General features: G+C 48.0%; 24 protein-coding genes. 18 read left to right on the forward strand and 6 right to left on the reverse strand.

All coding sequences use genetic code 11. The features are described from left to right. Positions 1 to 3: 3 nt before the first annotated feature. Genes CWI76_RS09040 through CWI76_RS09050 form a run of 3 tightly spaced genes read right to left on the reverse strand, consistent with a single transcriptional unit; the run spans position 4 to position 2254 of the window. Positions 4 to 909, reverse strand: a complete 906-nt coding sequence (locus CWI76_RS09040) for a bifunctional GNAT family N-acetyltransferase/hotdog fold thioesterase (protein ID WP_126760023.1) — start codon at positions 907 to 909, stop codon at positions 4 to 6. A 2-nt stretch (positions 910 to 911) separates the two neighbouring features. Next, entirely contained in the window at positions 912 to 1361 is a 450-nt protein-coding gene (dtd, locus tag CWI76_RS09045) for a D-aminoacyl-tRNA deacylase (protein WP_126760024.1), read from the reverse strand. Further along, the gene (locus CWI76_RS09050; protein ID WP_126760025.1) at positions 1358 to 2254 is read right to left on the reverse strand and encodes a virulence factor BrkB family protein; all 897 of its coding nucleotides are present in this window, start codon (positions 2252 to 2254) and stop codon (positions 1358 to 1360) included. Before CWI76_RS09050 ends, dtd begins: the two co-directional genes overlap by 4 nt. Before the next feature lie 144 nt (positions 2255 to 2398). On the opposite strand from CWI76_RS09050, the gene CWI76_RS09055 reads away from it, so the two are divergent. From CWI76_RS09055 to CWI76_RS09065, 3 genes are read left to right on the forward strand one after another with little or no spacing between them, the layout of a single operon-like run. After that, positions 2399 to 3091 carry an SDR family NAD(P)-dependent oxidoreductase gene (locus CWI76_RS09055; RefSeq protein ID WP_126760026.1) on the forward strand — a complete coding sequence of 231 codons (693 nt, stop codon included), beginning with the start codon at positions 2399 to 2401 and terminating at the stop codon, positions 3089 to 3091. Between the two features lie 38 nt (positions 3092 to 3129). Further along, complete coding sequence (locus tag CWI76_RS09060; RefSeq protein WP_126760027.1) at positions 3130 to 3783, forward strand: DUF2959 domain-containing protein; 654 nt, start codon at positions 3130 to 3132, stop codon at positions 3781 to 3783. Beyond that, positions 3783 to 4295, forward strand: coding sequence for an NADPH-dependent FMN reductase (locus tag CWI76_RS09065; RefSeq protein WP_126760028.1), 513 nt, complete (start codon positions 3783 to 3785; stop codon positions 4293 to 4295). The genes CWI76_RS09060 and CWI76_RS09065 overlap by 1 nt, the downstream gene beginning before the upstream one ends. Before the next feature lie 10 nt (positions 4296 to 4305). Here CWI76_RS09065 and CWI76_RS09070 read toward each other — a convergent pair whose 3' ends face one another. Further along, positions 4306 to 4929 (reverse strand): TetR family transcriptional regulator, encoded by a 624-nt coding sequence (locus CWI76_RS09070; RefSeq protein WP_126760029.1) that lies wholly within the window; start codon positions 4927 to 4929, stop codon positions 4306 to 4308. 140 nt (positions 4930 to 5069) lie between these two features. Here CWI76_RS09070 and CWI76_RS09075 point away from each other — a divergent pair, with 140 nt between their 5' ends. The 5 genes from CWI76_RS09075 to CWI76_RS09095 all read left to right on the forward strand — a co-directional run bounded on the left by CWI76_RS09075 (position 5070) and on the right by CWI76_RS09095 (position 7482). Then, entirely contained in the window at positions 5070 to 5351 is a 282-nt protein-coding gene (locus CWI76_RS09075) for a DUF3081 family protein (RefSeq protein WP_126760030.1), read from the forward strand. Positions 5352 to 5372: 21 nt separating this feature from the next. Beyond that, on the forward strand, positions 5373 to 6029 hold the full coding sequence (trhA, locus tag CWI76_RS09080; protein ID WP_126760031.1) for a PAQR family membrane homeostasis protein TrhA: 657 nt from the start codon (positions 5373 to 5375) through the stop codon (positions 6027 to 6029). 193 nt (positions 6030 to 6222) lie between these two features. Next, positions 6223 to 6633 (forward strand): GreA/GreB family elongation factor, encoded by a 411-nt coding sequence (locus CWI76_RS09085; RefSeq protein WP_126760032.1) that lies wholly within the window; start codon positions 6223 to 6225, stop codon positions 6631 to 6633. A gap of 170 nt (positions 6634 to 6803) precedes the next feature. Then, entirely contained in the window at positions 6804 to 7184 is a 381-nt protein-coding gene (locus tag CWI76_RS09090; RefSeq protein ID WP_126760033.1) for a type II toxin-antitoxin system RelE/ParE family toxin, read from the forward strand. Next, positions 7177 to 7482, forward strand: a complete 306-nt coding sequence (locus CWI76_RS09095; RefSeq protein WP_126760034.1) for a helix-turn-helix domain-containing protein — start codon at positions 7177 to 7179, stop codon at positions 7480 to 7482. The genes CWI76_RS09090 and CWI76_RS09095 overlap by 8 nt, the downstream gene beginning before the upstream one ends. 89 nt (positions 7483 to 7571) lie before the next feature. Here CWI76_RS09095 and typA read toward each other — a convergent pair whose 3' ends face one another. Together typA and CWI76_RS09105 are read right to left on the reverse strand one after the other, a co-directional pair. Then, positions 7572 to 9410 (reverse strand): translational GTPase TypA, encoded by a 1839-nt coding sequence (gene typA, locus CWI76_RS09100; RefSeq protein WP_126760035.1) that lies wholly within the window; start codon positions 9408 to 9410, stop codon positions 7572 to 7574. A gap of 89 nt (positions 9411 to 9499) precedes the next feature. Next, on the reverse strand, positions 9500 to 10546 hold the full coding sequence (locus CWI76_RS09105) for a CNNM domain-containing protein (RefSeq protein ID WP_126760036.1): 1047 nt from the start codon (positions 10544 to 10546) through the stop codon (positions 9500 to 9502). A 420-nt stretch (positions 10547 to 10966) separates the two neighbouring features. Here CWI76_RS09105 and CWI76_RS09110 point away from each other — a divergent pair, with 420 nt between their 5' ends. The 10 genes from CWI76_RS09110 (at position 10967) to CWI76_RS09155 (ending at position 26628) form a co-directional block, all read left to right on the forward strand. Further along, complete coding sequence (locus tag CWI76_RS09110; protein WP_126760037.1) at positions 10967 to 13669, forward strand: TonB-dependent receptor; 2703 nt, start codon at positions 10967 to 10969, stop codon at positions 13667 to 13669. 68 nt (positions 13670 to 13737) lie between these two features. Further along, positions 13738 to 14481 carry a PepSY domain-containing protein gene (locus CWI76_RS09115; RefSeq protein WP_241968001.1) on the forward strand — a complete coding sequence of 248 codons (744 nt, stop codon included), beginning with the start codon at positions 13738 to 13740 and terminating at the stop codon, positions 14479 to 14481. Beyond that, entirely contained in the window at positions 14478 to 16148 is a 1671-nt protein-coding gene (locus CWI76_RS09120; RefSeq protein ID WP_126760038.1) for a 2Fe-2S iron-sulfur cluster-binding protein, read from the forward strand. The genes CWI76_RS09115 and CWI76_RS09120 overlap by 4 nt, the downstream gene beginning before the upstream one ends. Before the next feature lie 120 nt (positions 16149 to 16268). Further along, on the forward strand, positions 16269 to 17225 hold the full coding sequence (locus CWI76_RS09125; protein ID WP_157980825.1) for an efflux RND transporter periplasmic adaptor subunit: 957 nt from the start codon (positions 16269 to 16271) through the stop codon (positions 17223 to 17225). Continuing rightward, complete coding sequence (locus CWI76_RS09130; RefSeq protein ID WP_126760040.1) at positions 17218 to 20346, forward strand: efflux RND transporter permease subunit; 3129 nt, start codon at positions 17218 to 17220, stop codon at positions 20344 to 20346. Before CWI76_RS09125 ends, CWI76_RS09130 begins: the two co-directional genes overlap by 8 nt. A 910-nt stretch (positions 20347 to 21256) precedes the next feature. Continuing rightward, complete coding sequence (glnA, locus tag CWI76_RS09135; protein ID WP_198678601.1) at positions 21257 to 22669, forward strand: glutamate--ammonia ligase; 1413 nt, start codon at positions 21257 to 21259, stop codon at positions 22667 to 22669. Between the two features lie 40 nt (positions 22670 to 22709). Continuing rightward, positions 22710 to 23303: a DUF4124 domain-containing protein gene (locus CWI76_RS09140; protein WP_126760041.1), complete on the forward strand. Its 594-nt coding sequence runs from the start codon at positions 22710 to 22712 to the stop codon at positions 23301 to 23303. Next, the gene (glnL, locus tag CWI76_RS09145; RefSeq protein ID WP_241968002.1) at positions 23260 to 24456 is read left to right on the forward strand and encodes a nitrogen regulation protein NR(II); all 1197 of its coding nucleotides are present in this window, start codon (positions 23260 to 23262) and stop codon (positions 24454 to 24456) included. The genes CWI76_RS09140 and glnL overlap by 44 nt, the downstream gene beginning before the upstream one ends. Beyond that, the gene (gene ntrC, locus CWI76_RS09150; RefSeq protein WP_126760042.1) at positions 24449 to 25843 is read left to right on the forward strand and encodes a nitrogen regulation protein NR(I); all 1395 of its coding nucleotides are present in this window, start codon (positions 24449 to 24451) and stop codon (positions 25841 to 25843) included. Before glnL ends, ntrC begins: the two co-directional genes overlap by 8 nt. 107 nt (positions 25844 to 25950) lie before the next feature. After that, positions 25951 to 26628 carry a response regulator transcription factor gene (locus CWI76_RS09155; protein WP_126760043.1) on the forward strand — a complete coding sequence of 226 codons (678 nt, stop codon included), beginning with the start codon at positions 25951 to 25953 and terminating at the stop codon, positions 26626 to 26628. Positions 26629 to 26631: the final 3 nt, after the last annotated feature.

Genomic DNA, 26631 nt, shown 5'->3' on the forward strand with positions numbered 1-26631 from the left:
TTCTTATTTTTCGTTATTAGCTAGCACGACAAACTGACCTGTAAATTCCGCGACGGGTTTATCGCCATCAAATACCTGTGACTTTAAAGTAGCCCGTGCATTTTTACCAAGCGTTAACGCCGATAAATCACCGGTCATTGCTGACAACCGTGCAATCGCACGTGGCTCTCGGCTAACGGGTTTGTGGTAATGAATTTGGCCATCGGCTAACACCACTGCGCCGTGCAGCTGTCGTTCGCGCAATTGTAAATGCAACAACCCCCAGCACGTCAAGGTTGCCAACGAATAAATACTGCCGGCAAACATGGTGCCATGCACATTAATGTTACGTGACAGCGTTGCGGTGGTCTCAAATTCGCGCCCTGTATATTGCGTAATACGAATGCCCATGGTTTCTGAAATTGGAATTTCGCTATGCCAGGTGGTTTGTAACTCTTGGCACCAGTCTGGACGATAAATAATGCGGTTGTATTCAGTCAACGTTTTACGCAGTTGGTGCTCTGCTTGCGGGTTCTTGACCGTATCACCTTCTTCTACCACCTCGTAGCCACACTTAATGTAAAAACCTAAGGTGTTATCACGAGAATTAATCACTATGTGCTTGGCGCCTTCCGCGCGTGCGACTTTCTCGAGTTCATAAACAATGGCAACGCCGTGACCTTCACCACGGTGCTCCGGCGCGGATGCCATAAATCGAATCTGCCCTTCGTCGGGACTGTTAAAATGCAACCGCCCTACGGCAACCGCTTGACCAGCGCTATTGACGACCATGCGGTGGTAGCCCACTTGATCGTATTCGTCTTGTTCAGAGCCACGCGGTCGTTGAAAAGGTTCGCGCAATACGCGCCAACGCAAGTCGTAATAAGTGGCAAATTGTTCCGGTGTTTCCGGAGCGATAACACGGTACATAGTTAACCCTTGTTGTTAGAATGCAGCATGAAGGTAACGGGCCCATCGTTGACCAAAGCCACTTTCATATCCGCACCAAATTCACCTGTCGCAGTGTGAATGCCAAGCTGATTGAGCGCATCCACAAAGGCTAAATACAGTGGTTCAGCCTGGCTCGGTGGTGCAACTGAGGAAAAGCTCGGACGTCGACCCGACTGGGTATCGGCTGCCAAGGTAAATTGCGAAACCACCAACACGCCGCCTTGAACATCTTGCACACTCAAATTCATTTTATCTTCAGCATCAGCAAATAGGCGATAACCAGCTACTTTGGCTGCCAGCTTGGTTACATCATCAAGCGTGTCGGTTTTATCGATACCGAGCAAGACTAACAAGCCGTGCGCTATGGCGCCAATACGCTCACCGGCAACAGTCACGGATGCCTCACTGACGCGTTGAATTAATGCTTTCATTCACTTCCTTCGGTTGTTACTTCAGATTCAGATTTTGGGGGGTGGAAAAACTCCTCAATGCTGGCGGTAAGTTCGGCGCCCACCAGCACAATGTTCCAAGACACAAATATCCACAGTAGCAAGATTGGAATTGCTGCCAGCGCACCATAAATTGCCTGATAACTAGGAAACGCCGTAATGTAGGCTGCAAAGCCAGTTTTACTAAGTTCGAACAAGATTGCGGCCAACAACGCTCCCCAAAATGCATGTCGGGCGCGCACTATACGGTTTGGCATCATGATGTACAACAGCATAAACGCCACTAACGAAGTGAGAATGGGTACGATGCTTAATAATGTCGTACGCACCCCAGATACATAAACTTCAGCGGCCGCTGTCAGTGATATCAAATAGGAGGTCACTGCCATACCTGAGCCCATCAGGATTGGACCGAGAGTCAAAATCATCCAGTAAACCGCGAGTGCAACCACCATCCGGCGGCGTTTGTGATTCCGCCAAATGCGGTTCATGGTGCCATCGATTGTGCTGATCAAATTGACAGCGACGACAATGACGAAGATCACCCCAACGGTTGTCATTTTCGAAACATTGCTGACAAACTGATTCAAATACTCGCTGATCACTTCGCCAGACGTCGGCAATAAATTCGCAAACAATAATTTTTCGAGCTCTTCTTTTAATTGCTCGAACATCGGGAAAGCCGAGAACACCGAGAACATCACCACAAGCAATGGTACTAACGCGAGCATGCTCACAAAGGTTAAATGGCCAGCAACAATGGTCACGCGGTCATCTAGACAGCGCTTGCCAAAATATTTCAAGAACCGCCAAGCCTTCCGGCCACGTTCTTGCCATCGTATTAATGCGGTTTGCTCAGGTGTTGTTTCGCTCATTCCGCTCTCTTTTGAATTGCCGTTTGCTGCAACTTTTGGCATCACTATAATCCCAAACCGTGCAAATCACGTAAATAACATACCTTGTTCTTGGCTAATCGCCAATTATAGAGACAGATTGTTGGTTTTGTGAGGAGTGATTCTATGCAGGTACTCATCATTGGTGCCGGTGGTGGTATTGGGCAAGCGTTGGTGCAGTATTACCACCAACAAGGTGCACGTGTGCAAGCGCTAAGCCGTCAGCAGGTGTCGAAATTACCGGGCCACTGGTTGCAAGTAACTGATTATACCGAAGCCAGCCTCCAACGCATTGTGTCGCAGTTGCAACAACCGGATGTTGTGATAAGTACACTCGGCATTTTGCATAACGATGATTTTATGCCAGAAAAGCGCCTTGCTGATTTGAATTGGCATCAATTGCAGCAAACTTATTACGTGAATGCAGTACTTCCCATTTTACTACTGCAGCAGTTGCTGCCTATTTTGCCAAAAAAGAGTCCATGTGTGTGGGCGCAGCTTAGCGCGAAAGTCGGAAGTATTACCGATAACTATTTAGGCGGTTGGTATAGTTATCGAGCCAGTAAAGCGGCATTAAACATGTTGTTGAAAACCGCCTCAGTTGAACTCAAGCGCACCCACAAACAGCTCTGCTTGGCGGCAATTCATCCGGGCACCACCGATACCGAGCTATCGCAACCGTTTCAGCGACGTATAGCGGCCGATAAATTGTATACACCAGCGCAGTCGGCTGAGCGAATCGCTACCGTTATCAAGCAATTAACTGCTGAAGATTCAGGCGGTTTTTGGCATTGGGATGGCTCGCCGTTACCGTATTAAGCTATACTGACCGCACAACAGCCAACTAAGGAGTGGTTATGCGTTACTTGATGAATTGGACTGGCGTTATGTTCGCCGTTGTGGTTTTGGCAGGTTGCCAAAGCGCATACTACGGTGCCATGGAGAAAGTCGGCATCCACAAACGTGACATTTTGGTCGACCGTGTCGACGATGCTCGCGACGCACAATCTGACGCACAGGAAGAATTTAAATCAGCATTGCAACGCCTCGATGAGTTGTTGCAGTTCGATGGTGGTGAGTTAGAAGCGCGTTACAATGCTTTAAACGACGATTATGAGAGTAGCAAAGCGGCCGCCGAGCGCGTTTATGAACGCATTGAGGCCATCGATGATGTTGCTCAAGCATTATTTGATGAGTGGCAAGAAGAGCTCGGTATGTATAGTAATGACTCTATGCGTCGCGAAAGTGAGCGGTCACTTCGCGAAACCGAACGTCGTTACACGAGTTTGTTACAAAGCATGGAAAGAGCCGCCGACACGATGGCGCCAGTTCTCGAGAAACTACAAGACAACGTACTGTATTTAAAACATAACTTAAACGCGAAAGCCGTTGATGCAATTCGTGGTGAGTATCGCAGTTTGCGCACCGATGTTGATGTTTTAATTCGTGAAATGGAATCTGCCATTCAAGAGTCGAATGCATTCATTGAAGCCATGAAGGAGGGATCGTAATGAGTTTATTGATTCTCGCTGGGAGCAGTCGTAAAGAATCACTCAATGGTAAATTTCAGAAGCGTATTGCTGAAGTTGCAGAAAGTGACGGGCGTGCGTGTTATTTATATCCTGCAGCAGAGTTAGATGCACCTATCTACAATGGTGACTATGAAGATGAAAATGGTGTGCCATCCAACATTCAGAAGCTCGCAACCGCAATTTCTGACGCCACCAAGATCGTCATTGTCACGCCAGAATACAACAGCTCGGTGCCGCCATTACTTAAGAATGCGATTGATTGGACAACGCGGCTTGAGCAAAACCCTTGGGTGGGTAAGAACGTGTTATTGGCAGGTGCATCGCCAGGGCGTATGGGTGCGATGCGATCGATGACGCATTTAATGGTGGTTATGGCGGCGATCAAGAGCTACGTGGCGCCAATGTTCTTAAGTTGCCCGCAAGCGAGCGATGAAACCATCGCGAACTTCGATGCCGAACAAATCAAAGGCTTTTTAAAGCAAGGCGATTAACAGCTGAAGCTTATGCGCCGCGCGGCTTTAAGCCGGCGAGATAAGTATCAATGGCTTGGCTGGCTGTTTGTGATAAATCAAAGTAAGTTTTATCCAGCAGCCAGTTATACATCAATCCGTCTACTAGGCTAAACAAGCCCATAACAGTCGCTTTTGAATCATATTTCTCATCAATTAAACCTTGCTCCTTGGCTTTGTCAGCCAGCAACACGCATTCAGTGATACAAGCATTACGGCCACCTAAGTGACGTAAATGAATCGGCAATGCGTCATCAACATACTCACATTTATGCAGGAGAATATTCACGAGAGCCTGTGTATGCGGATCATCTTGCACTTGACCGATGATGTGGAAGCAGCGGGCACGTAACAATGACACCGGATCACCTTGATAGGTTTGCGCTAGTTCGTCACGCATTTCGTCTACCGGTAGACGCACTCGCTCCATCAAGGCATCAATCAAATCCAGTTTATTCTGGAAATGGTGATAAATAGCCCCCCGAGTCACTCCAGCCGCTTCAGCCACTTGATTCATTGAAGTATTAGAAACTCCTTGTTCACTGAACAAACGTTCAGCAGCATCAAGCAATTCAGCTTTTGTTGTTAACGCATCTTCTTTGGTACGACGAACCACATCTCACCTCATTACGTAGTAGTGATGACATTCTAATCGATTTTAAACAAACATGCATGTATGTATGTAAAAAGATCAATAAACTGGTCATAAAACGATGCTATGCTGTTAACGACACTTAATTTTGTTGGAGGTCGACCATGAAAAATGATATTGACCAACGCCTCGTGTTAGACGCGTTTGAAACCATTATTGAATATGGCAAACCAGATGACGAAGGGCGAAAAACGCTCGAAGGTATAACGGCTTATACCGATTTTGATGGCTATACGGTGTTTTTGGAAGGCCAAGGTGTCAACATGCGCCTCGAATTCCACAACAAGTATCATCTCGATTACGAAAATGAACGGCAGTTCGAAAACTTTATGAAGGCCATTGAAAATATCAGCAAAGGCCACTATACCCCTGAACGTGGCGAATAATTTAACCAAAAGGTAAACGTCGTGAGTAAACATAAACCCTACAGTTTGGCTGAAGAAATAGCTCATGCACTGACGCATGGCGTTGGGGCCATTGCCGCTATAGTCGGGTTGGTGTTTATGTTGGTGTGGGCAGTATCTTACGGTGATACCTTCCATGTGGTGAGCGCCGGCATTTACGGCGCGAGCTTAATTTTGCTCTACCTCGCGTCAACACTCTATCATGCGTTTCCGTGGCCACGTATCAAAGCTTTCTTCCAACAGATGGATCACGCTGCTATTTATGTGCTAATTGCCGGTACTTACACACCGTTTGCACTGGTTAATTTGCGTGGTGCGTGGGGATGGACGCTGTTAGCTGTGGTGTGGAGCATTGCGCTGATTGGCGTCATCATGGAAGTTGCCATGAAAGAGCGTAAAAAGTGGTTGTCGCTCTCTCTCTATCTTGGCTTAGGTTGGATGGCTCTAGTGGTGATTCAGCCGATGCTTGAAACCGTTGAAGCAGGCGGTTTGTGGTTACTGTTAGCTGGCGGCCTTGCCTATACCTTCGGCGTCATTTTCTACGTGTGGAAATCGCTGCGCTTTCATCACGCCATTTGGCACGTATTCGTGCTCGCCGGCAGCGTACTTCACTTCTTCTCAGTGTTCTATTTTGTGCTACCGCACCCCGATGTGATTTAGTGGCTTGCCTTTCTGAACGGAACGGGCTATGGTCTGCTCCGCATAGTGAGGAAGCCATGTTTAAAGCTGATTTTTCAATTCAAAGTACCGCACTTACCTTTCCAGTTTAAGCCGATTGCAGCCTAGCAATCGGCACCTGTAGTTATTCCCAAAATTCAATTTTTCGTGTTTCAGTTCGGTAGGAGAAAATGCCGTGCTTGCGCGTGTAATGAACTATTGCAGTTCAACCTCGTGTTTTAATCATTACCTCTTTCAGTGTCAGCAACGTCGAGTGTTACAACACCCGTTATTGCTTTCTGATTTGCTGCAACGTTTAGAGCGTATACAGCACCCACAATCACGTATTCATCCATGTGTCGAAATCGGATCGGAAGTCACGATACGACACATTCTAACGCACGGGTGTGTGGGCGATGTATTCACTTTCCAGCTTGTCGAGCCAAGTCGTGCCAACCCATATCAGGGCCTTGTTTCATACTTGTCCCCGGTTGGGTTGGCACTACTTGCATTGCCGTTAGGCGCAGAGTTTTCGGTTGTTTCAGGGGCTAGCGAGAGTCGCTGGCGATTAATGGCACTCAATCGTAAAGGAGCGAGCAATGAGTAAAGAAAAGGCGAAAAAGAAGCCACAAAAAACACTAAAAGAAAAACGTCGTGAGAAGAAAAACAAGAGTCACGACTAGATTCAAGAGCACCCACTGGGTGCTCTTTTTGTTACCCTATCGAGTCAATATAATTTTTGAATTATATAATTTCTAACTTATAATGAGTGAATCCATGGAATGGAAAATATTATTAACGGAAAAATACGCAAGCTGGTTTCTTTGTTTAACGACTGAAGAGCAAATCGAAATTCAAACCGCGGTTGATGTGCTTGAAATACTGGGTCCATATTTGCGCCGTCCGTTGAGTGACAGCGTAAAAGGAGCATCCAAAGTTTCAAATTTAAAGGAGCTCCGGATTCAGCATCGTGGAAAACCGTATCGGGTATTTTACGCCTTTGATCCAAACCGAATGGCGGTGCTTTTGTGTGGTGGCCGCAAGGATGGCTCAGGAGATAAGCATTTTTATCAACGAATGATAAGACTGGCCGAAGAAGAATTTGAAAATCATTTGAGTAACATTATTCGCTCGAATGAGAGGAGTAAGAATGACTAGATCATTGAATGAATTCCGTAAGCAAATTGCCCCCGAGGTTCAAACGAAAGCTCGTGAAAAAGCATTAAATATTGTAGCGGAAATGACGTTAGCTGAAGTTCGAAAGCACCGCGGCGTAAAACAGGTTGAATTAGCCAAGAGGCTACGAATGGCGCAACCAAATATATCGCAGATTGAGGCGCGACCTGATGCTTTGCTAAGCACACTGGAGCAGTATGTGGCAGCTTTGGGCGGTGAACTTAAGCTACAGGCGGTTTTTCCCGATGGCGATCAAATGACGATTAAGAGGATTGGCTAAAAGACGTTTATCTACCTATTTAATAAGCAAAAAATAAGCGCCTGAAAAGGCGCTTATTGTGTATTGCTAAACAGGTAAACGATTATAGCTTAGTCGTCTTTGCTACGGCTAGCGCGTTTACGCTCGTTTTCGGTCAGCATACGCTTACGAATACGAATTGATTTTGGCGTAATTTCTACCAGCTCGTCGTCATCGATAAACTCAAGTGCTTGTTCAAGCGACATACGAATTGGTGGGGTTAACAACAACGCGTCATCAGTACCCGCGGCACGGATGTTAGTTAGCTGCTTACCTTTCAAACAGTTAACGGTAAGGTCGTTTGAACGGCTGTGAATACCAATCACCATACCTTCGTATACTTCTTCCGCGTGACCAATCATCAAACGGCCGCGCTCTTGCAAGTTAAACAAGGCGTAGGCTAAGGCTTTACCTTGAGCATTTGAAATCAATACACCGTTGATGCGCTGACCAATGTTACCGCCTTTGAATGGGCCGTAATGGTCAAAGCTGTGATACATCAAACCAGTACCTGACGACAACGTCATGAACTCAGTTTGGAAACCAATCAAACCACGACTCGGTACGATAAAGTCGATACGAACACGGCCTTTACCGTCTGGCGTCATGTTGGTCATTTCAGCTTTACGTAAGCCAAGTTTTTCCATCACTGAGCCTTGGTGTTGCTCTTCGATATCGACGGTTAAGTTTTCAAACGGCTCTTCTTTCACACCGTTCACTTCACGCATGATCACTTCAGGGCGTGATACCGCTAATTCGAAACCTTCACGACGCATGTTTTCAATCAATACGCCTAAGTGCAATTCACCGCGACCAGAAACACGGAAACGATCTGGGTTGTCGGTTTCTTGAACACGCAACGCCACGTTGTGCTTCAGCTCTTGCTGTAAACGCTCAAGAATTTGACGTGAAGTCACGAATTTACCTTCTTTACCGGCAAACGGTGAGGTGTTGACCTGGAAGGTCATGGTTACTGTTGGTTCATCAACGGTAAGTGGCGGTAGCGCTTCAACTGCACCCGCTGCACACACAGTGTCAGAAATTTTAAGTTCACCCAAACCGGTTACTGCAACGATATCGCCGGCACTGGCTTGATCCGTTTCAATACGGTCAAGGCCCAAGTAGCCAAAGATTTGACCAACTTTGCCGTTACGTTTGGTGCCGTCAGCGCCAACTACGGTGACCTGCTGGTTCAACTTCAATGTACCGCGCTTAATACGGCCGATGCCAATGATGCCCACGTAGCTTGAGTAATCCAGCTGTGAGATTTGCATTTGCAACGCACCATCACGGTCGGCATCCGGTGGCGATACTTTCTCAAGAATCGTCTCGAATAAGGCCGTCATGTTATCGGTTTGCTCGTTGTAATCCAGAGTCGCCCAACCGTTCAACGCTGAAGCATAAACCACTGGGAAGTCTAACTGTTCGTCGGTTGCACCTAAGTTATCGAATAAGTCGAATACTTGGTCCATAACCCAATCAGGACGTGCGCCCGGACGGTCAATTTTGTTGATAACCACAATTGGTTTCAAACCGTGTGCGAACGCTTTTTGTGTAACAAAGCGAGTTTGTGGCATTGGCCCGTCAACCGCGTCAACAACCAATAATACCGAGTCGGCCATCGACAATACGCGCTCTACTTCACCACCGAAGTCGGCGTGTCCTGGCGTGTCCAGAATATTGATGCGGTAGTCTTTGTAGTTTACCGCAGTGTTTTTCGCCAAAATGGTGATGCCACGTTCTTTCTCAAGATCGTTGGAGTCCATGATGCGTTCTTCTACGCCACCGCGGCTCTCAAGAGTGCCCGATTGCTGTAAAAGTTTATCAACCAAGGTTGTTTTGCCATGGTCAACGTGCGCAATAATTGCAATATTACGCAGCTTGGAAAGTTCAGTCGCTTGAATTGTCATTGATAAAGCCTGTAAAAAACGCGAGGAGACGGTATGAGCCGCCATTGGTTAAAATAGCGGCGTATTATACGCTTGCGCGCTTATACAAGCTAGTTTTTTTCGTTGGTGGCGTCGCCGTTGTCGGCGTCAGATTGCTTCAGACGTTTGTCCCAGCGTTGCTGAGCATAGCGACGTAGGCTTGGAATGGTATCGGTTTCATCCATAATGGGTTGGCCCAGAATAGTCTCGATAATATCTTCGAGGGTAACTAACCCCATCCAAGTGCCGTGCTCATCAAATACTAGTGCCATGTGTTGACGTTGATCTAAGAGCATCCGCATCACTTGCTCTACGTTGACGGTTTCGGAAACCACTTCGACATCGCGCGCCAGCTCGTTAATGGTTTTGTCGGTATCCGATTCGAGCGCTTCGTTACGCAAAATAATGCCGTGCGGTACTTCGTCGGCGTCAATTACAGGAAAACGCGAGTAAGGCATCGTTTTCGCACGATATAGAAACTCACTAATGGTTTCGTCAGGACGCACCGATTCACAAACAGTTCGCGGCGTCATTACGTCGCGAACTCGAATGGTATGCAAATCGAGCATGTTACCAATCACGCGGCGTTCATCGGCATCAATTAATTTTTGTTCATAACCTAAAATGGCGAGCGCTTTAATTTCCGAACGCACATCGACATGTTCTTCGCCGCCAATGCGCTTGGTGATTTGATCAGACAGCCAAATGAATGGACGTAAGATCATAATCATGAAATTTAAAATGCTTGGTAACGTCGGTGCGAGTTGACGCCAAAATTTCGCGCCAATCGTTTTTGGCAAAATCTCTGAAAGCACCAAAATAAGAACTGTCATGACGGCTGAAGCAGCCGCTAAATAGCCATCACCAAATACCACACCAACTTGCGCACCAACACCGGCTGCACCAGCGGTGTGCGCAACGGTGTTTAATGTCAAAATAGCCGCTAACGGACGGTCAATATTGGTTTTTAATTTCTGTAATTTTGCGTGTAGCTTGGGGCGCTGTTCTTTCAGATGCGCAATATAGCTTGGGGTAATTGAAAGCAGTGCCGCTTCCAAAATAGAACATATAAATGAAATACCAATAGCAATAAAGGCAAAGGTAACTAATAAAAACATGAAGCTCACGAATGGTTAATATGATGATGAATTCTCGCAGAGAGCGGTCTATTTAGCAATAAATAGGTATTGTACTTCATTAAAGCAAAGACGAAACGAACGATGATTTGAATAAATATTCACTTATTGATAGGTTATATTCACTCTTAATTAGAGCATAGTTCGACAACTTTTTTTTTAGACCCGCCTTATTTTGTGAAACCTTCGCAAAAAATAACAAGTTACCCTGTCATCGATGTGTACCAAAGTTGACTATACAACCCGCCTGAAAGGCTTAAATTTAGACAACTTATGTGAATTTTCACTTTACAGCCCGTCAAAACTAGCTATGTTGTAGATGTATAGACAACTCAGTTGGGCCGTCGGGTTGATCAATAATTAGAACGAAAAATCACAATGAAAATATATTCAGAGGGCACTATGAATAAACTAACCTTATCAGGTGTGGCAACCGCACTTTCTGCGTTGCTATTACCCACTCAATCTGTAGCTCAAGACACCCAACAACAAGTTGACGAAGATAAAGTCGAGCGCGTTACGGTAACGGGCTCTCGTTTGCAGCGCACTGAAGCTGAAAGTGCCGCACCTATTCAAGTTTTTACCGCAGAGGATCTTGAAAACTCCGGTGTGAATTCGTTAGAGGTTATTCTACAACGGATGTCGGCTTCCGCTGGCGCCGCTGGCGGTCAAAGCAATGCTTACTGGACCAGCAATGGCTGGGGAACAGCACAAGTCAACCTGCGTGGTTTAGGTATTAACCGCACACTTGTTCTTCTAAATGGTCGTCGTGTTGTTAATGGTGGTACTGGAGCCAACAGCAGTGTTGACTTAAATATGATTCCGGTTGAAATGATCGAGCGCATTGAAGTACTAAAAGACGGTGCATCAGCCATTTACGGCGCTGACGCTGTTGCCGGTGTGGTTAACATTATTACGCGTAAAAATTATGACGGTTTTTCACTTGATGCTCGATTAGGTGCCACAGATAGCGGTGATGCCGAAGAGAGAGCTGTAAATGTCGTATTTGGAGCGAGCACGAATCGTGCCCGAATCGTGGGTACTGTGGGTTATCGTTCAAGTGATGCCTACAATATGCAAGAGCAAGCTGGTTGTGCATTAGCTGAAGTTGCCCCAGGCGAGCTCGGTTGTTTTGGTAGTTCAAGCACTATTGGCGGCCGAGCAACAGTGTTGACTGGGCCTGACGCAGGCAGTCGTATTAACTTTAATCAAGAGCAGGGTGGCGATAGCGATTTTTATGAACCGTATGATCCAGCCAAGCATAATTTTGATTTCTTCTCGCAACTGAACTCGGTTAACCCAATTACCAACTGGAATTTTTCAACTTTTGCAGATTATCACCTGACAGGTGATACCTACGGCTTTGTCGAAGTACTTTACAACAATCGACGCTCGAACCAACTCGCAACCTCTGGCACTGTGGGCGGAATTGAATATGCAGCCGATCATCCTGATAACCCGACAGGTGAGACGATTCGTCTTGACAGTCGTCGTTTGCTGGAAGCCGGACCTCGTGATTTCTTCCAAGACGTAAACACTTGGCGTTTTGTTGGTGGTTTAAATGGAACGCTTGCTGCTGATTGGAGCTGGGAAATTGCTTACAACTTCGGTCGTACCTCAGGTATTGATGGCGCAACTAATATCGCCAATATGGAGCGATTGAACCGCTCTATTGATCCAGAACAATGTGGGCAGGCTGGCATTCCATGTTTGGACCTGCTTGGATTCGGTGGTTTCGGTCAAGATGCGATTGATTACATCATGTTTCGCATAGATTCCGAAGGTGGTAACGAGCAACGGTCGATAACTGCAAATATTACTGGTGATTTATTCGAACTGCCAGCAGGCTTTGTTCCGGTTGCATTTGGTGTAGAGCATCGTGAGGAAAAAGGTTGGCGTAATCCAGATTCTGCAGTTGTGGCTGGCGTAATGAATACTAACCAAGCCGATCCGATTAGCGGTAGCTACAGTGTTGATGAAATTTATGTTGAAACAGCGTTGCCATTATTGAATGACCTTCCATTTGCACAAAGTGTGAACTTAGAGCTTGCATATCGTTATAGCGACTATGACACTTTCGGTAGTGATGGTAACTATAAAGCGAGTTTGCACTGGCAACTGAACGATTCTTTGAAACTTCGAGCAACAAACTCGACTGCGTTTCGCGTGCCGAACATTCCTGAATTGTTTGGCGGTGTGGCCGAAGGAAATTTGACCACAACGGATCCGTGTGATGGTTGGGACCAACCTGGGAAAAACGCTACAGTAGCGGCAAACTGTCAAGCTGATGGTGTTCCAGCAGGCTATACACAACTAGGTTCAACTATTTTGACCACCGTTGGTGGCAACCCTAACCTTGAACCTGAAGATGCAAAAACATTTACCGCGGGTGTGGTGTGGGATGCGTCCTTCGCCGAAAATCTGCAGTTCACGGTTGATTACTACAAAATTGATATTGAGAATGCCATTCAGCGCATCCCGGGTTCAACCAAATTATCGGTTTGTTATAACTCAGAAAATCTGTCGCACCCGTTTTGTAACGACAGCCAATTTACTCGGGATAGTTTAACTGGAGAAATTAACTTTCTCTCAGCACAACCTACGAACGCTGCAACCGAAGAAGTGTCGGGTGTAGATGCAGCGGTATTCTACAAAACTGATCTTTCTGGTTTTGCGACAACGATGAACTGGACAGTTAGTTATCTCGATGAATACACCGTAACGCCATTCGCCGGCGGCACACCAATTGCTTATGCTGGGAAAATTACTGGAGGAAGCGGTAGTTATACAAATTGGCGTTCAAATGCGTCGGTCACTGTCGATCGTGATGACTGGCAAGCCCATTGGAGTGTTCAATACATTGGTGGCGCTGATGATATAAATGCGGCGCCTGGCGACATCGGGGATCACGCTCCAAGTGTGTTTTACCATAACGTACAGGGCACTTATTTTGTTAATTCAAAAATGAGCCTCGTTGGTGGCGTTAATAACTTGTTTGATAAGAAACCTCCATTTATTCAAAGCTGGACTGATGCGAACACAGATACCATGACTTACAACCTTTTGGGACGTCAGTTGTTCGTTAAAATGCGTTACACGTTCTAACCCTGGACGTTTAATTGCGGGAGAGGTTGCGCTCTCCCGCATTTTTTTGGAATTTTTTGGAGAGTTTTATGGCTGTCAAAATAGCCAATAGCCGCTGGCGAGTCTGGCATCGCTGGATGGCGTTAATCGTGGGCTTACAAATGGTCGTTTGGAGTATCAGCGGTGCCTACATGGTTTTCTTTAAATTGCCATTTATTCACGGTGACCACTTAGTAAAACAACATGATGCTGTTATTCACGATTCGCAAGCTGTGGCACCATTTACCAATGTATTGGATAAATACCCCGATGCATCAGACATAAAGCTGTCATCGTTGTGGCTAAATAACCAATGGCAACCGGTCTATCACGTTAGTCATCATGGCACTACTGAGCTCATCGATGCGCAAAACTTAGAATCGATTCATCTTGAACAATCGGCGGTTAAAGCCATTGCAGAAAAAATATATGCATTGGGCGATCAACCCGCCAGCCGTATTGAATGGTTAGCTGACAATCCGCCAACTGAGCTAAACCCAGCGCATTTACCAGTATGGCGAGTGGATTTCGATGACTTTGGCAGCACAAGTCTTTATTTTTCGCCAACAACTGGTGAACTTGTAACGAAACGGCACACTTTCTGGCGAGGCTTCGACATTATGTGGATGCTTCATATTATGGATTACGAAGAGCGTGTTGATATTGAGAGTTGGCTACTCAAAGGATTTATTATCGCCAATTTTGTTTTCCTCATGACTGGCGCCGTGCTCTTGGTCTACACCCTCCGAAAAACTAAGCCCGAATCAAAAATTAATGTGGAGGGTTCGCTATGATGCGCTTTTTGCAATGGTTGCACCGGTGGACCAGCTTGATAATCATCATTCAAGTTCTATTGTGGATAATCAGTGGCTTTTATTTTTCGTTAGCTGGCCATCATGCGATGTCTGGTCACCATTATTTTAAAATGGAACACAGTCATTCACCAATTGGCACATCTCAAGCGTTAGACTGGCCGCAAATATCCAATCAATTTTCCGATATTCGAGATGTTCAGTTACGTACAATTTTAGGTACGCCACAATATGTTATTGAACATGCTGACGGAGTTAGCTACATCGATGCGACCACAGCTCAACCTTGGTCAACATCAGAAGAGATGGCGGCAACCTTGGCTCAAGAAAGTTATTCGGGCTCAGGTGAAATTATTGGTGTGACACCCTTAACAGAAGGTAGCGATGAGGTTAATGGTTGGCGTGAACCAGGTTATCGTGTTGATATTCGTGATGACTTGAATACACGTATCTATATCGATGCCGCATCAGGCACTGTGGTTGAACACCGCAATACGCCTTGGCTATGGGCTGATTGGGCGTTCAAACTGCATTTTATGGATTACAGCGGAGAGCGAAACTTTAATCATCTGCTGATCGTGAGCGCTGGCGTGATGATGTTATGGTTTACCTTATCTGGACTTATTTTGTTAGGACGAAATCTCGTACGCGGAGATTTGAATCCTTGGCGTAAGCAAACCTACTTAGAGTTTTTTCAAACACAGCAGAAAACGATTGCTAGCGCTTGTGGCGGGGGTGGCACATGCGGGCTTTGCAAGGTGCGTTTCCAAGGAGGTGCTCCCTCGCCAACGGATAGCGAACAAGCGATTTTATCGACATCTGAACTCAATGAAGGGTTGCGCTTAAGCTGCCAGCATAGGTTAAACAAAAACTACAATGTTGGTCTTACCAACACTGATGCCCGTTCATTGACACTAAAATTAGTCCATAATCGGGTGTTGACGCCGAGTATTCATGAGCTGACGTTTGTACCAGCGAATGGCGTAGACCTTTCATACCAAGCTGGTCAGTTTATGCAGTTTTTCATTCCTTGTGACGCTGGTCAGAACACTGTGACCGTGCATCGCAATTATTCATTCGCAACAGCATCAGGGCAACCCGAGTTAACCTTTACAGTCCGTAAAATGCCAGCGCCGAATACTAAATGTCAGCCAGGTATTGGTTCAACATACCTATGTGGTTTACAAATGGGTGAGACGGTTGGTGCAGTTGGTCCGCTGGGTGACTTTCTGTTAAACACCGCAACCCTTGGTGAACGACAACAGGTGTTTATCGGTGGTGGAGCGGGTATTGCACCGTTGCGCGCGCTCATTCAAGACGCACTTGAACGAGTGGAAACCGCGCATCCACTTCAATTCTTCTACGGAGCTCGTAATCGATCAGAGTTATGCTATTACGATGAATTTATCGCATTACAAGAGCAGCAACGTTTGCAATACCACCCGGTTATTTCTGAACAAGATGACACATGGCGTGGGCTTAGCGGCTTTGTTCATGAGATTGCGAAAGCGTGGATTCAAACGCAAGATGTGCAGCAACTTGATGTCTACGTATGTGGGCCTCCGGCCATGCTAGCCGCAACGCGAGCGATGCTGGATGAAATCGGCGTTGCACCGGAACAGGTGCGTTACGATGATTTCGGAATTTAATTATGTACTTTAGATAAATACGAAATAAATCATCCACACTTGCCGTTTTTTGCTCTATACTTTAGTGAATTTTAGTTACTTACGAAATTCAACTGAGCAAAATTCGGCAAGGAGATGAATATGTCATTGCGTGCTTGGGCAATCGCCCTGTTTGTTGTCAGTACTGCCAGTGTTGCAACCTCGACGGTCGCAGCTGAGCATCAAGTTCAGTCTACGACTATTGCAGAATATCTGCGCTTGCAAGGGCTGGTTGAGTCAACCAACAGTGCAACCGTATCAGCGCAAGTTTCTGGTCGCGTTGAGAAGGTATTGGTTGATGTCGGCGACAATGTGCCAGCCGGCGCAACGCTCGTGACCATTACCTCAGTTGAGCAATATCAAATGCTAACCCAGGCACAAGCGCAACTAGCCGCAGCTGGTGCCACACTGATTGCCGAACAGCAAGAATTTGATCGGGTAACTAGCTTAGTGCAGCGCGATTTAGTACCGGTGGCTGAGCGCGACCGCGCCAAGGCGCGTCTCGATAACGCCAAAGCACAACTACGCTCAGCCGAAGCTGCGGTTGAGCGCGCCGAAGAACAACTCAGCTACACTGAGGTGAAAGCACCTTACGGTGGTATTGTCAGCGAGCGTTTTGTCGAGCCCGGCGAATTAGTGCAACCTGGTATGCCATTATTGTCTGGTTTCGACCCTGCTGAATTACGTTTACATGTGGACTTGCCAGCCCGCTATGCCCATCTAGCAACTACCTACCAGTGGGCCCGTGTTAATGGGTTAGAGCCAACTTCGCAACAAGTGTTTCCTACGGTGCACAGTCAATCGAGTACCGTGCGCATGCGGTTAATTTTACCAAGTGATAGTGGATTGATGCCGGGGCAGTGGCAGCCAGTATTGGTGAAGGTGGGCGAGCACCAAGGCGTGCAAGTGCCTGCCGAGGCCATTTATAACCAAGGCGAGCTCACCATGGTTCGCATGCAAGATAATAGCTGGCGTGCGGTGCGTTTAGGCTTAAGCCAAGACGGTTTTGTAGAAGTTGTGAGTGGATTGAAAGCCGGTGAGGTGATCAGCTATGAGTAACAAGCCCCTTGGTATCGCAGGTAAATTTGCGGCATGGGGTGAACGTTCTCAGCTCACGCCGTTGTTGGCAATTTTTGGCCTAATTCTTGGCATCATGGCGGCGCTAATTACGCCGCGTGAAGAGGAGCCGCAAATTGACGTCACCATGGCCGATGTCATGGTGGCATTTCCGGGCGCCGCCGTTAGTCAAGTTGAAGATCAATTAGCGACGCCGCTAGAGCAGCACTTTGCACGCATGCAGGGTATTGAGCATATTTACTCGGTATCACAGCCAGGCCAAGCGCTGGTGACGGTGCAATTTGAAGTGGGTGTACCGCGCGATAAAGCGTTAGTAGAGCTCTTTGATAGCCTAGCAAGCTGGCAAGTTCGCCACCCCAACTTTTCACAGCCTCTAGTGAAAGCTCGAGGTATCGATGATGTACCAATTCTTGGGCTAACCATTACCTCCGACGGACTTGATTTGAAATCGGTTGCTGACACCTTAGTCGAGCCACTCCAAAACGTTAGCGGCGTGCGCGAAGTAAATGTCATTGGCGCTGAGCCCGAGCAAATTAACGTGACTTTAGATAACACCGCGCTGAGCCGTATCGGCTTAGATTTTAATGCGGTGAGCCAAGCCTTGGCGGGGCAAAACCAAAGCGCGCAAGCAGGTTATCGACTGGCTCAAGGCCAGCAAATTCCTGTGCAAGCGAGTAGCTTTATCGATAGCGTGAACACATTGCGTCATCTGATTGTTGCCAACGTTGACGGCAAGCCGGTTCGCCTGGAGCAAGTGGCCGAAATCAGCGAAAGCGCAGTGGTACCATCTCGTTACGTGTGGTCGCGTCCAGCGGGTGGCGAAGCACAGCCAGCGGTGACGCTTGCCGTCACTAAAAAAGCCGGTGAAAACGCGGTGGTGGTAGCGCAGGAAGTTTTAGCGCGCCTCGATACGTTGAAGCAACAATGGCTGCCGCCTGAGCTAGAAATCGACGTTACACGCAACTATGGCCAAACTGCAGACGATAAAGCCTCAAAGCTCATTCAAAAGCTCATCTTCGCAACCATATCAGTTGTCGCACTGGTGTTATTCACCCTCGGTAAACGCGAAGCCGTTGTGGTGGGTAGCGCCGTCGTGCTGACCCTCGCTATGACCTTGTTTGCGTCTTGGGCATGGGGCTTTACGCTGAACCGTGTGTCGCTATTCGCACTGATCTTCTCCATTGGTATCTTGGTTGATGACGCCATTGTGGTGGTGGAGAATATTCACCGCCATTTAGGTTTGGGTAAGTCTCTGAAAACCTCCATTCCGGCAGCGGTCGACGAAGTTGGGGGACCGACCATTTTGGCGACCTTTACTGTAATCGCCGCCCTGCTTCCGATGGCGTTTGTGAGTGGCTTGATGGGTCCGTACATGAGCCCCATCCCAATTAACGCGTCGTTGGGCATGCTGTTGTCGCTGATTATCGCGCTCACCGTAACACCGTGGTTGGCTCGTCATTTATTAAAAGACGAACATCATGAAGGTGAAGCGCATAGTAGCAAACTACATACCTTCTTTGAGCGCATCATGCAGCCGTTGCTCACACATCGTAAGCGGCGTTACTTCATGGGCTTTGGCCTGATTGTTCTCATTGTCGCAATGATGGGTCTTGCGGTGGTGCAGGCCGTGGTGATGAAAATGCTGCCATTTGATAACAAGAGTGAAATCAAACTGGTACTGGATATGCCAGAAGGCAGTAGCTTAGAAGAGACCAATGCGACGCTCATGCAATTGGCACAGAAACTCGACGAAGTGGACGAAGTCGTTGCCACCCAAATCTATGCCGGCACCGCGTCACCAATTGGCTTTAATGGCCTTGTGCGCCAGTACTATTTGCGCGAAGGCGCCAACATGGGCGACATTCAAGTCACGCTCGCTGAACTTGGTGAGCGCGATCGTGCGAGTCACGAGATTGCTTTGGCAATTCGGCCAATGCTAACGCCAATTGCCGAAGCCGTTGGTGCGTCCCTAAAGATTGTTGAAGTGCCGCCGGGTCCGCCCGTGCTCGCACCAATAGTCGCAGAAGTGTATGGTCCGTCAGAGGCAGCACGTGAATTAGGTGCTCGTGACGTGCTTGCGCAATTGCGCGCCACCGAAGGTGTCGTCGATATCGATAGCACTCTCGTGGCTGAAGCCACCGAAGAAGTTTGGGAAGTGAATCGTGAGCGTGCCGCACAACTCGGCGTGACCGCTGGACAAGTGGTTCAGGTATTGCAAACCGCACTTGGCGGCATGAATGTCACCTACTTGGCGATTCCCGGTCAAACCCAACCGGTACCGGTGAAGTTACGCCTGCCAGCGGATTGGCAAGGCCAGTTAGCGCAACTTGAGAGCCTTACCGTAACCAGCCAAACCACCGGTCAAGCCATTCCAGTGGCGGAGCTCATTGAGCGCGAACAGCGACCTTATGCGCAACCGGTGTATCACAAAGACTTGCGCCCAGTGGTTTATGTGACTGCCGATATGGCTGGCGAACTCGATAGCCCGCTCTACGGCCTATTCGACGCTGCCGGCGATATCGAACTGCCACAAACCTTTATAGCGCAGCCTGATATCTGGGACCAAACCGCGTTGAAGTGGGACGGCGAATGGCAAATCACCTACGAAACCTTCCGTGATATGGGCTTGGCCTACGCAGTCGGTTTGTTGTTGATTTACCTGCTGGTAGTCGGCCACTTCGGTAGTTACATGACACCACTGGTTATCATGGCACCCATACCGCTAACGCTCATCGGCATCATGCCAGGCCATGCCATCCTCGGTGCGCAGTTCACCGCCACCTCCATGATCGGCATGATTGCCTTGGCCGGAATCATAGTGCGGAACTCCATCTTGCTGGTCGATTTTATCCGTGAAGAAGTCGCCGCCGGCAAAGACCTCAACACCGCCGTGATTGAAGCTGCTGTCGTACGTGCCAAACCAATCACGTTGACCGCAATCGCGGCCATGATGGGTGCTTTCTTCATCCTCGATGACCCCATCTTCAACGGCCTGGCCGTCAGCTTGATCTTCGGCATCGCGGTCTCTACGGCGTTGACGCTGGTGGTCATTCCATTGCTGTACGCGTCGCTCCTGCGGCGCCGGACCGCTCGAGAGCGTTAATCGTTAATCGTTATTGGTTATTCGTTATTCGTTATTTGAAAAAGCGAAAGCCAATAACGAAACCCTCAAACAAACAGCGTAGTTCGTGCTTCGTGCGCTACGCTGTTCGTCCGGGCTTCGCCCTGTTCGCGAACCCCGAACCCCGAACCCCGAACCCCGAACCCCGAACCCCGAACCCCGAACCCATAATAGAAAGCCCTATCAAGCATGTATGTCGGCTCAGAAAAAGGGTGTTCAGTTGCATCAAAAATGCAGCATTTGAAGGGGGCTTTTTTGCTCCATTTTTGATGCAACTGAACAGCCAAAATAAAAGCACATGCCCCACACCCATACATCTATCTTTTTGGTAAGTTGAATAGGTTCAACACGGAAAATCACACGATTCGCCTGAAAGATCTATGAGATGAGCAAATGTATGACGTGAGTAAGTGTACGAGATGAGCAGGTGTATGAGATGAACAAATGTATGACGTGAGTAGGTGTATGACGTGAGTAGGTGTATGACGTGAGTAGGTGAATGGGATCTCTAGGCTCTGTGGGAGCGAGAGCCAAACAGAGTTGATCTCCTAAAAACAGCGTAGCGCACAAACCAAGAACTACGCAGTTCGTCTTTCGCTCTTCGCTCTTCGCTCTTTCGAATAACGAATAACCAATAACGAATAACGAACAACGAACAACGCTTTTCGAGCCCTTGCACTTCCGTGGTGCATGAATTTGCACTACAATGGTGCAAATATAGCCAATGCACAGCACCCTAGCCGTACCAGAACAACGTTAACCCATTGAAAAGTGAGCCAAAACCAATCTTGGCATCGTTTTTGCTTTAATTTGGTGCAAAGGTGCAAGCGCAACAAGCAATGCTTGCTATACTCAATTCTGAAACTAGACATGCACGATCGCGGAGGATCACATGACAACACCACAAGACGTTATGGCTTACATTGAAGAACACGATGTCAAATTCGTGGATTTACGCTTTACCGATACTAAAGGTAAAGAGCAGCATGTGACCATCCCGGTTTCGCAAATTAATGAAGAGTTCTTCGAAGAAGGCAAGATGTTTGATGGTTCGTCTATTGGTGGCTGGAAAGGCATCAATGAGTCAGACATGGTGCTTATGCCTGATTGTAGCTCGATTGTACTTGACCCGTTCACTGACGAAGTAACGATGAATGTGGTGTGCGACATTCTTGAGCCAGACACCATGCAAGGTTATGACCGTGACCCGCGTTCAATTGCGCGTCGTGCGGAAGAGTATTTGCAAAGCATGGGCATTGGCGACACGGCGTTCTTCGGTCCGGAGCCTGAGTTTTTCTTGTTCAACGATGTGCGTTTCCACACCGACATGAGCGGTAGCTTCTATAAAATTGAAGCAGAAGAAGCGAAGTGGAACTCGGGCAAAGAATACAAAGATGGTAACTTGGCGCACCGTCCAGGTGTGAAAGGCGGTTACTTCCCAGTACCACCCGTTGATTCAGCGCACGATATTCGTAGCACCATGAGCACCGTGATGGAAGACATGGGCTTAGTCGTTGAAGCGCACCACCATGAAGTGGCAACTGCCGGTCAAAACGAGGTGGCAACCCGCTTTAATACGTTGGTGAAAAAAGCTGACGAGATTCAAATCTATAAGTATGTAGTACATAACGTTGCGCATTCATACGGTATGACCGCTACCTTTATGCCGAAGCCAATTGTTGGTGATAACGGTTCTGGTATGCACGTTCACATGTCAATTAGCAAAGACGGCAAGAACTTATTCGCAGGCGATCAGTACGGTGGCTTGAGCGAAATGGCGCTTTACTACATTGGCGGTATCATCAAACATGCGCGTGCTTTGAACGCGTTCTGTAACCCAACCACCAACTCGTACAAACGTTTGGTGCCAGGCTACGAAGCACCGGTTATGTTGGCGTACTCTGCGCGTAACCGTTCTGCGTCAATTCGTATTCCTGTGGTTGCTAGTGCAAAAGCGCGTCGTATTGAGGTGCGTTTCCCTGACCCAGCGGCGAACCCTTACTTGTGTTTTGCAGCGCTGTTGATGGCTGGTCTTGATGGTATTAAGAACAAGATCCATCCTGGCGATGCGATGGATAAAGACTTGTATGATTTGCCAGCAGAAGAAGCGAAAGAAATTCCAACCGTATGTCACTCATTAGAGATGGCCTTGGAAGCATTGGATAAAGACCGTGAGTTCTTAACTGCTGGCGGTGTATTTACTGATGACATGATTGATGCGTACATTAAGTTGCGTCACCACGAAGTGATGAAACTGAAAATGACCACGCACCCAATTGAGTTTGATTTGTACTATAGCGTTTAACGAAAGAGCGCTTTAGTTACATAAGAGGAAACAACGAACGATGAAACCACTGGCACTCGCAGCCATTCTGTTAACGTTTTTGATTGGCTTGGCGCTGCACGTTGATCCGTCAACGGCGCAGGTTTATAAAAAACGGAATGCGGATGGCACCGTGACTTACAGCGATCAGCCGATTCAAGGTGCTGAGAAAGTTGAAGTGGAAGCGGCGCCAGTGACAGAGTTCGCGAAGTCAAATGCGGCTGCTCAAGTTGAGCAGTCGCAGCCTTCCGCCGAGCAAGCTGGCGAAGCAGAGGGCGGTGACGAAATCCCAACAGAATTCTCGGTGACGATTACCTCGCCGGAGTATCAGGCACCAATTCGTGCCAATAACGGTCAGTTTGATGTGCTCTGGCAATCGGAGCCAGAAAAACTGCCGGAAGGCTACAACTATGAGTTATACGTTGACGGCGTGATGTCGTGGTCGGGTAGCGATAGCAATCAAGCCACACTGATGGATGTTGCGCGCGGTGAGCGTCGTATCTACCTTCGCATTGTTGATGCAAATGGTGGTGAAGTAGCGCGCTCAGATACCTTAGTGGTGTATGTACTGCGTGTTGCAATTTCAGGTGCGGGTTCAAATGGCGGCGGAGCCTGAGCGCGATAGTTTGCCGATAAGCGATTGCACCACCGTGGTGCAACCGCATTTAAATCAATTGCTCACGGCAGTGATTCTGTTAGACGAGCAACTTCATATTGAGTACATGAACGCCGCAGCAGAAGCGATTTTAGATGGCAGCTTGCGGCGCTTTCAACATCAGCCTTTTTTTAGTCTCTTCCATTTCAGCAGTCTTGATCCCTCGGTTGTACAACAAGCGCTCCAAGACGAACAATCGGTTTCTGATAGCGACGTATCGTTGGTGCTGCATGACGGCCAGCGCATTACCATTGAGTTTATCGCACAGCCGTTGCGGCAATCTGACGGTCGCCTCACGATCTTGCTCGAGCTGCGTCAAATTGATCAAATTCGCCGCATTAATCAAGAAACCCGTCAGCAACAGCAACTACAAGCGGCGCAAAGTATGGTGCGCGGGCTGGCCCATGAAATTAAAAATCCGCTCGGCGGCTTGCGCGGTGCAGCGCAATTATTAGCAGGCGAACTCGATGACCCAGCGTTGCGTGAATACACCGATTTGATTATTCGCCAGGCCGACCGCTTAAGTACTCTGGTAGACCGGATGCTCGGCTCGAATCAAATTCAAACCCGCGAGCCAGCCAATATTCATGCGTTGTTGGAACATGTCGTACAGGTCGCGCGTCTTGGTGCTGACTTGAATGTCCGCTGGGTGAAAGATTACGATCCGAGTCTGCCAGATCTCACGATGGCGTCTGAGCAACTTGAACAAGTGTTATTGAATTTAGTCATGAATGCCTGCGATGCGTTGCAAGAAAGTCACACGCCCGAACCGACGATATGCTTACGTACCCGCATCGTGCACCAACAGACCATACATGGCACGCGGTACCGCCAGTGTGCGGTGGTTGTGGTGCAAGACAATGGACCAGGAATTCCGGCGGCGCTACGAGACACATTATTTTATCCGATGGTGAGTGGTCGCGCTGGTGGAACCGGTTTGGGCTTATCCATCGCGCAAAATTTGGTACACCAACATGCTGGCAAAATAGAAGTGAGTTCTGAACCGGGGCATACCGAATTTAGCGTTTATTTACCGTACATTGAAACCCGTGTCGACACGCCGCTTGGTGACAAACAGAAATCGACAAGCAATAAGGAAAGCCGCCGTGAGTGACATATGGATATTAGATGACGATAGCTCCATTCGCTGGGTACTCGAGCGAGCCCTCGCGCGGGCAGGCCTTGCCACTACCAGTTTTGCTGATGCGCAAAGCCTGTATGATGCACTTGAACAAGCAACGCCGAAGGTACTGCTGACTGATATTCGTATGCCGGGCGACGACGGCCTACAGGTTTTGCGGAAGCTATCGACTGACTATCCGCAGGTGGCAGTCATTGTGATGACCGCGCACTCCGATCTTGATTCTGCCGTTAGCGCCTTTCAAGGCGGCGCTTTTGAGTACCTCGCCAAGCCATTCGATTTAGATGAAGTGGTACATACTGTCAGTCGTGCGTTAACGCGAGAAACCACCGCGCAAGATGTCAATCATGACGCAGATACAGCCACAGAAGTACGCGAAATTATCGGTAACGCACCGGCCATGCAGGATGTCTTCCGCGCTATCGGGCGTTTATCCCACTCAAGTGTCACCGTGCTGATTACCGGTGCTTCCGGCAGCGGGAAAGAGTTAGTCGCGCGCGCTTTGCATCAACACAGCCCGCGCGCCAACAAGCCATTTATTGCCCTGAATATGGCGGCTATTCCTGCTGATCTCATTGAATCGGAGCTGTTCGGTCACGAAAAAGGGGCCTTCACTGGCGCCACACACAAACGCCAAGGTCGTTTCGAACAAGCGCACGGCGGTACTTTGTTCCTTGATGAAATTGGTGATATGCCATTGGCGGTGCAGACGCGCTTGCTGAGGGTATTGGCCGAAGGGCAGTTCTATCCGGTGGGCAGCTATCAACCGGTAAAAGTCGATGTCCGAATTATTGCAGCCACGCACCAGCATCTTGAACAACGGGTAAGCGAAGGCGCGTTTCGCGAAGATCTTTTTCACCGGCTCAATGTCATTCGCCTGCAACTCCCCAGTCTTGCTGAGCGACGCGAAGATATTCCGCAACTGGCGCAACACTTTTTGCAAAATGCGGCCAAAGAACTCGGTGGCTCAGCAAAGCGATTAACCGCAGCTGCCGAGCAAGTATTGCAACAAGCACCATGGCCTGGAAACGTTCGCCAGTTAGAAAACACCTGTCGCTGGCTAACCGTCATGGCGCCGGGGCAAATGATCGATGTGCCTGATTTACCTGAAGATTTATTTCCTGAAGTTAGTAAAATGGCGCAGGAAAATTCCGCTCAATGGTATACACTGTTACGCACCGAATTAAAAAATCGATGCGAAGCAGGCGATACCCATATCTTAGATGACCTGCTACCTAGCATTGAACGGTTAGCGCTTGATGTTGCCTTAGAGTATACCGAAGGCCATAAACAAAAAGCTGCCGAACTTTTAGGTTGGGGCCGCAATACCGTGGCTCGTAAGCTGAACGAATCAAAATAACAGCACCGGTAAAAGTTCTGTAAACACGGTATCAAGCGCCGTTGAATCTTTACATAATTAAGAACACCGATTATAAGCTGTAGACTAACAGGCAGGACGACATCCCCATGACTAAGTTATTACTTGTAGATGATGACGCAGAATTAAGCAGTATGTTGGAGCAAATTCTCACCAAGGAAGGTTATCAATTAACCCTAGCACCAGACGGTGAAATTGGCCTACAACGTGCATTAAGCGGCTCTTATGATTTGATTCTACTTGATGTGATGTTGCCAGGTATTGATGGCTTCCAACTATTACAGCGTTTACGTCAGCAACTACGCAGTACGCCCGTACTTATGTTAACCGCGCGTGGCGATGATGACGATCGCGTACAAGGCCTTGAACTTGGCGCAGATGATTATTTGCCAAAACCGTTTAATCCACGCGAATTAGTAGCGCGTGTAAAAGCGTTATTGCGTCGTACGCCAAATACCTCAGTGCGTCCAGAGCCGCTTGAGTATGCCGGTTTCCACGTGAACCCACTGCAGAACGAAGTGCGTTGTGACGAGCAGCTATTAGAACTCACGCCAACTGAATTTGATATCTTGCGGGCGCTGGTGCAGGGCAAAGGCCAAGTGGTCAGTAAAGACCAACTTTCAGTAGCGGCACTCGGTCGTCAATTGGCGCCATTTGATCGTAGCCTTGATGTGCATATCAGTAATATTCGTAAGAAAATTGATCATAATCCAGAGCGCATTCAAACCGTGCGTGGCCGAGGATATCGTTTACTTCAATTAGCATGAGGC

It is taken from the genome of Pseudidiomarina marina (genome assembly GCF_003987045.1).
Taxonomy (GTDB): Bacteria; Pseudomonadota; Gammaproteobacteria; order Enterobacterales; family Alteromonadaceae; genus Pseudidiomarina; species Pseudidiomarina marina.

Excerpts from the sequence above, each read along its gene's own strand:
- CWI76_RS09105 (WP_126760036.1), bottom strand. The coding sequence starts at position 10,546 with ATGTTTTTATTAGTTACCTTTGCCTTTATTGCTATTGGTATTTCATTT.
- CWI76_RS09095 (WP_126760034.1), top strand. The coding sequence starts at position 7,177 with ATGACTAGATCATTGAATGAATTCCGTAAGCAAATTGCCCCCGAGGTT.
- CWI76_RS09120 (WP_126760038.1), top strand. The coding sequence starts at position 14,478 with ATGATGCGCTTTTTGCAATGGTTGCACCGGTGGACCAGCTTGATAATC.
- typA (WP_126760035.1), bottom strand. The coding sequence starts at position 9,410 with ATGACAATTCAAGCGACTGAACTTTCCAAGCTGCGTAATATTGCAATT.
- CWI76_RS09055 (WP_126760026.1), top strand. The coding sequence starts at position 2,399 with ATGCAGGTACTCATCATTGGTGCCGGTGGTGGTATTGGGCAAGCGTTG.
- CWI76_RS09130 (WP_126760040.1), top strand. The coding sequence starts at position 17,218 with ATGAGTAACAAGCCCCTTGGTATCGCAGGTAAATTTGCGGCATGGGGT.
- CWI76_RS09050 (WP_126760025.1), bottom strand. The coding sequence starts at position 2,254 with ATGAGCGAAACAACACCTGAGCAAACCGCATTAATACGATGGCAAGAA.
- CWI76_RS09125 (WP_157980825.1), top strand. The coding sequence starts at position 16,269 with ATGTCATTGCGTGCTTGGGCAATCGCCCTGTTTGTTGTCAGTACTGCC.
- CWI76_RS09065 (WP_126760028.1), top strand. The coding sequence starts at position 3,783 with ATGAGTTTATTGATTCTCGCTGGGAGCAGTCGTAAAGAATCACTCAAT.
- CWI76_RS09075 (WP_126760030.1), top strand. The coding sequence starts at position 5,070 with ATGAAAAATGATATTGACCAACGCCTCGTGTTAGACGCGTTTGAAACC.
- CWI76_RS09090 (WP_126760033.1), top strand. The coding sequence starts at position 6,804 with ATGGAATGGAAAATATTATTAACGGAAAAATACGCAAGCTGGTTTCTT.
- dtd (WP_126760024.1), bottom strand. The coding sequence starts at position 1,361 with ATGAAAGCATTAATTCAACGCGTCAGTGAGGCATCCGTGACTGTTGCC.
- CWI76_RS09155 (WP_126760043.1), top strand. The coding sequence starts at position 25,951 with ATGACTAAGTTATTACTTGTAGATGATGACGCAGAATTAAGCAGTATG.
- CWI76_RS09140 (WP_126760041.1), top strand. The coding sequence starts at position 22,710 with ATGAAACCACTGGCACTCGCAGCCATTCTGTTAACGTTTTTGATTGGC.
- CWI76_RS09115 (WP_241968001.1), top strand. The coding sequence starts at position 13,738 with ATGGCTGTCAAAATAGCCAATAGCCGCTGGCGAGTCTGGCATCGCTGG.
- CWI76_RS09110 (WP_126760037.1), top strand. The coding sequence starts at position 10,967 with ATGAATAAACTAACCTTATCAGGTGTGGCAACCGCACTTTCTGCGTTG.
- CWI76_RS09060 (WP_126760027.1), top strand. The coding sequence starts at position 3,130 with ATGCGTTACTTGATGAATTGGACTGGCGTTATGTTCGCCGTTGTGGTT.
- CWI76_RS09040 (WP_126760023.1), bottom strand. The coding sequence starts at position 909 with ATGTACCGTGTTATCGCTCCGGAAACACCGGAACAATTTGCCACTTAT.
- glnA (WP_198678601.1), top strand. The coding sequence starts at position 21,257 with ATGACAACACCACAAGACGTTATGGCTTACATTGAAGAACACGATGTC.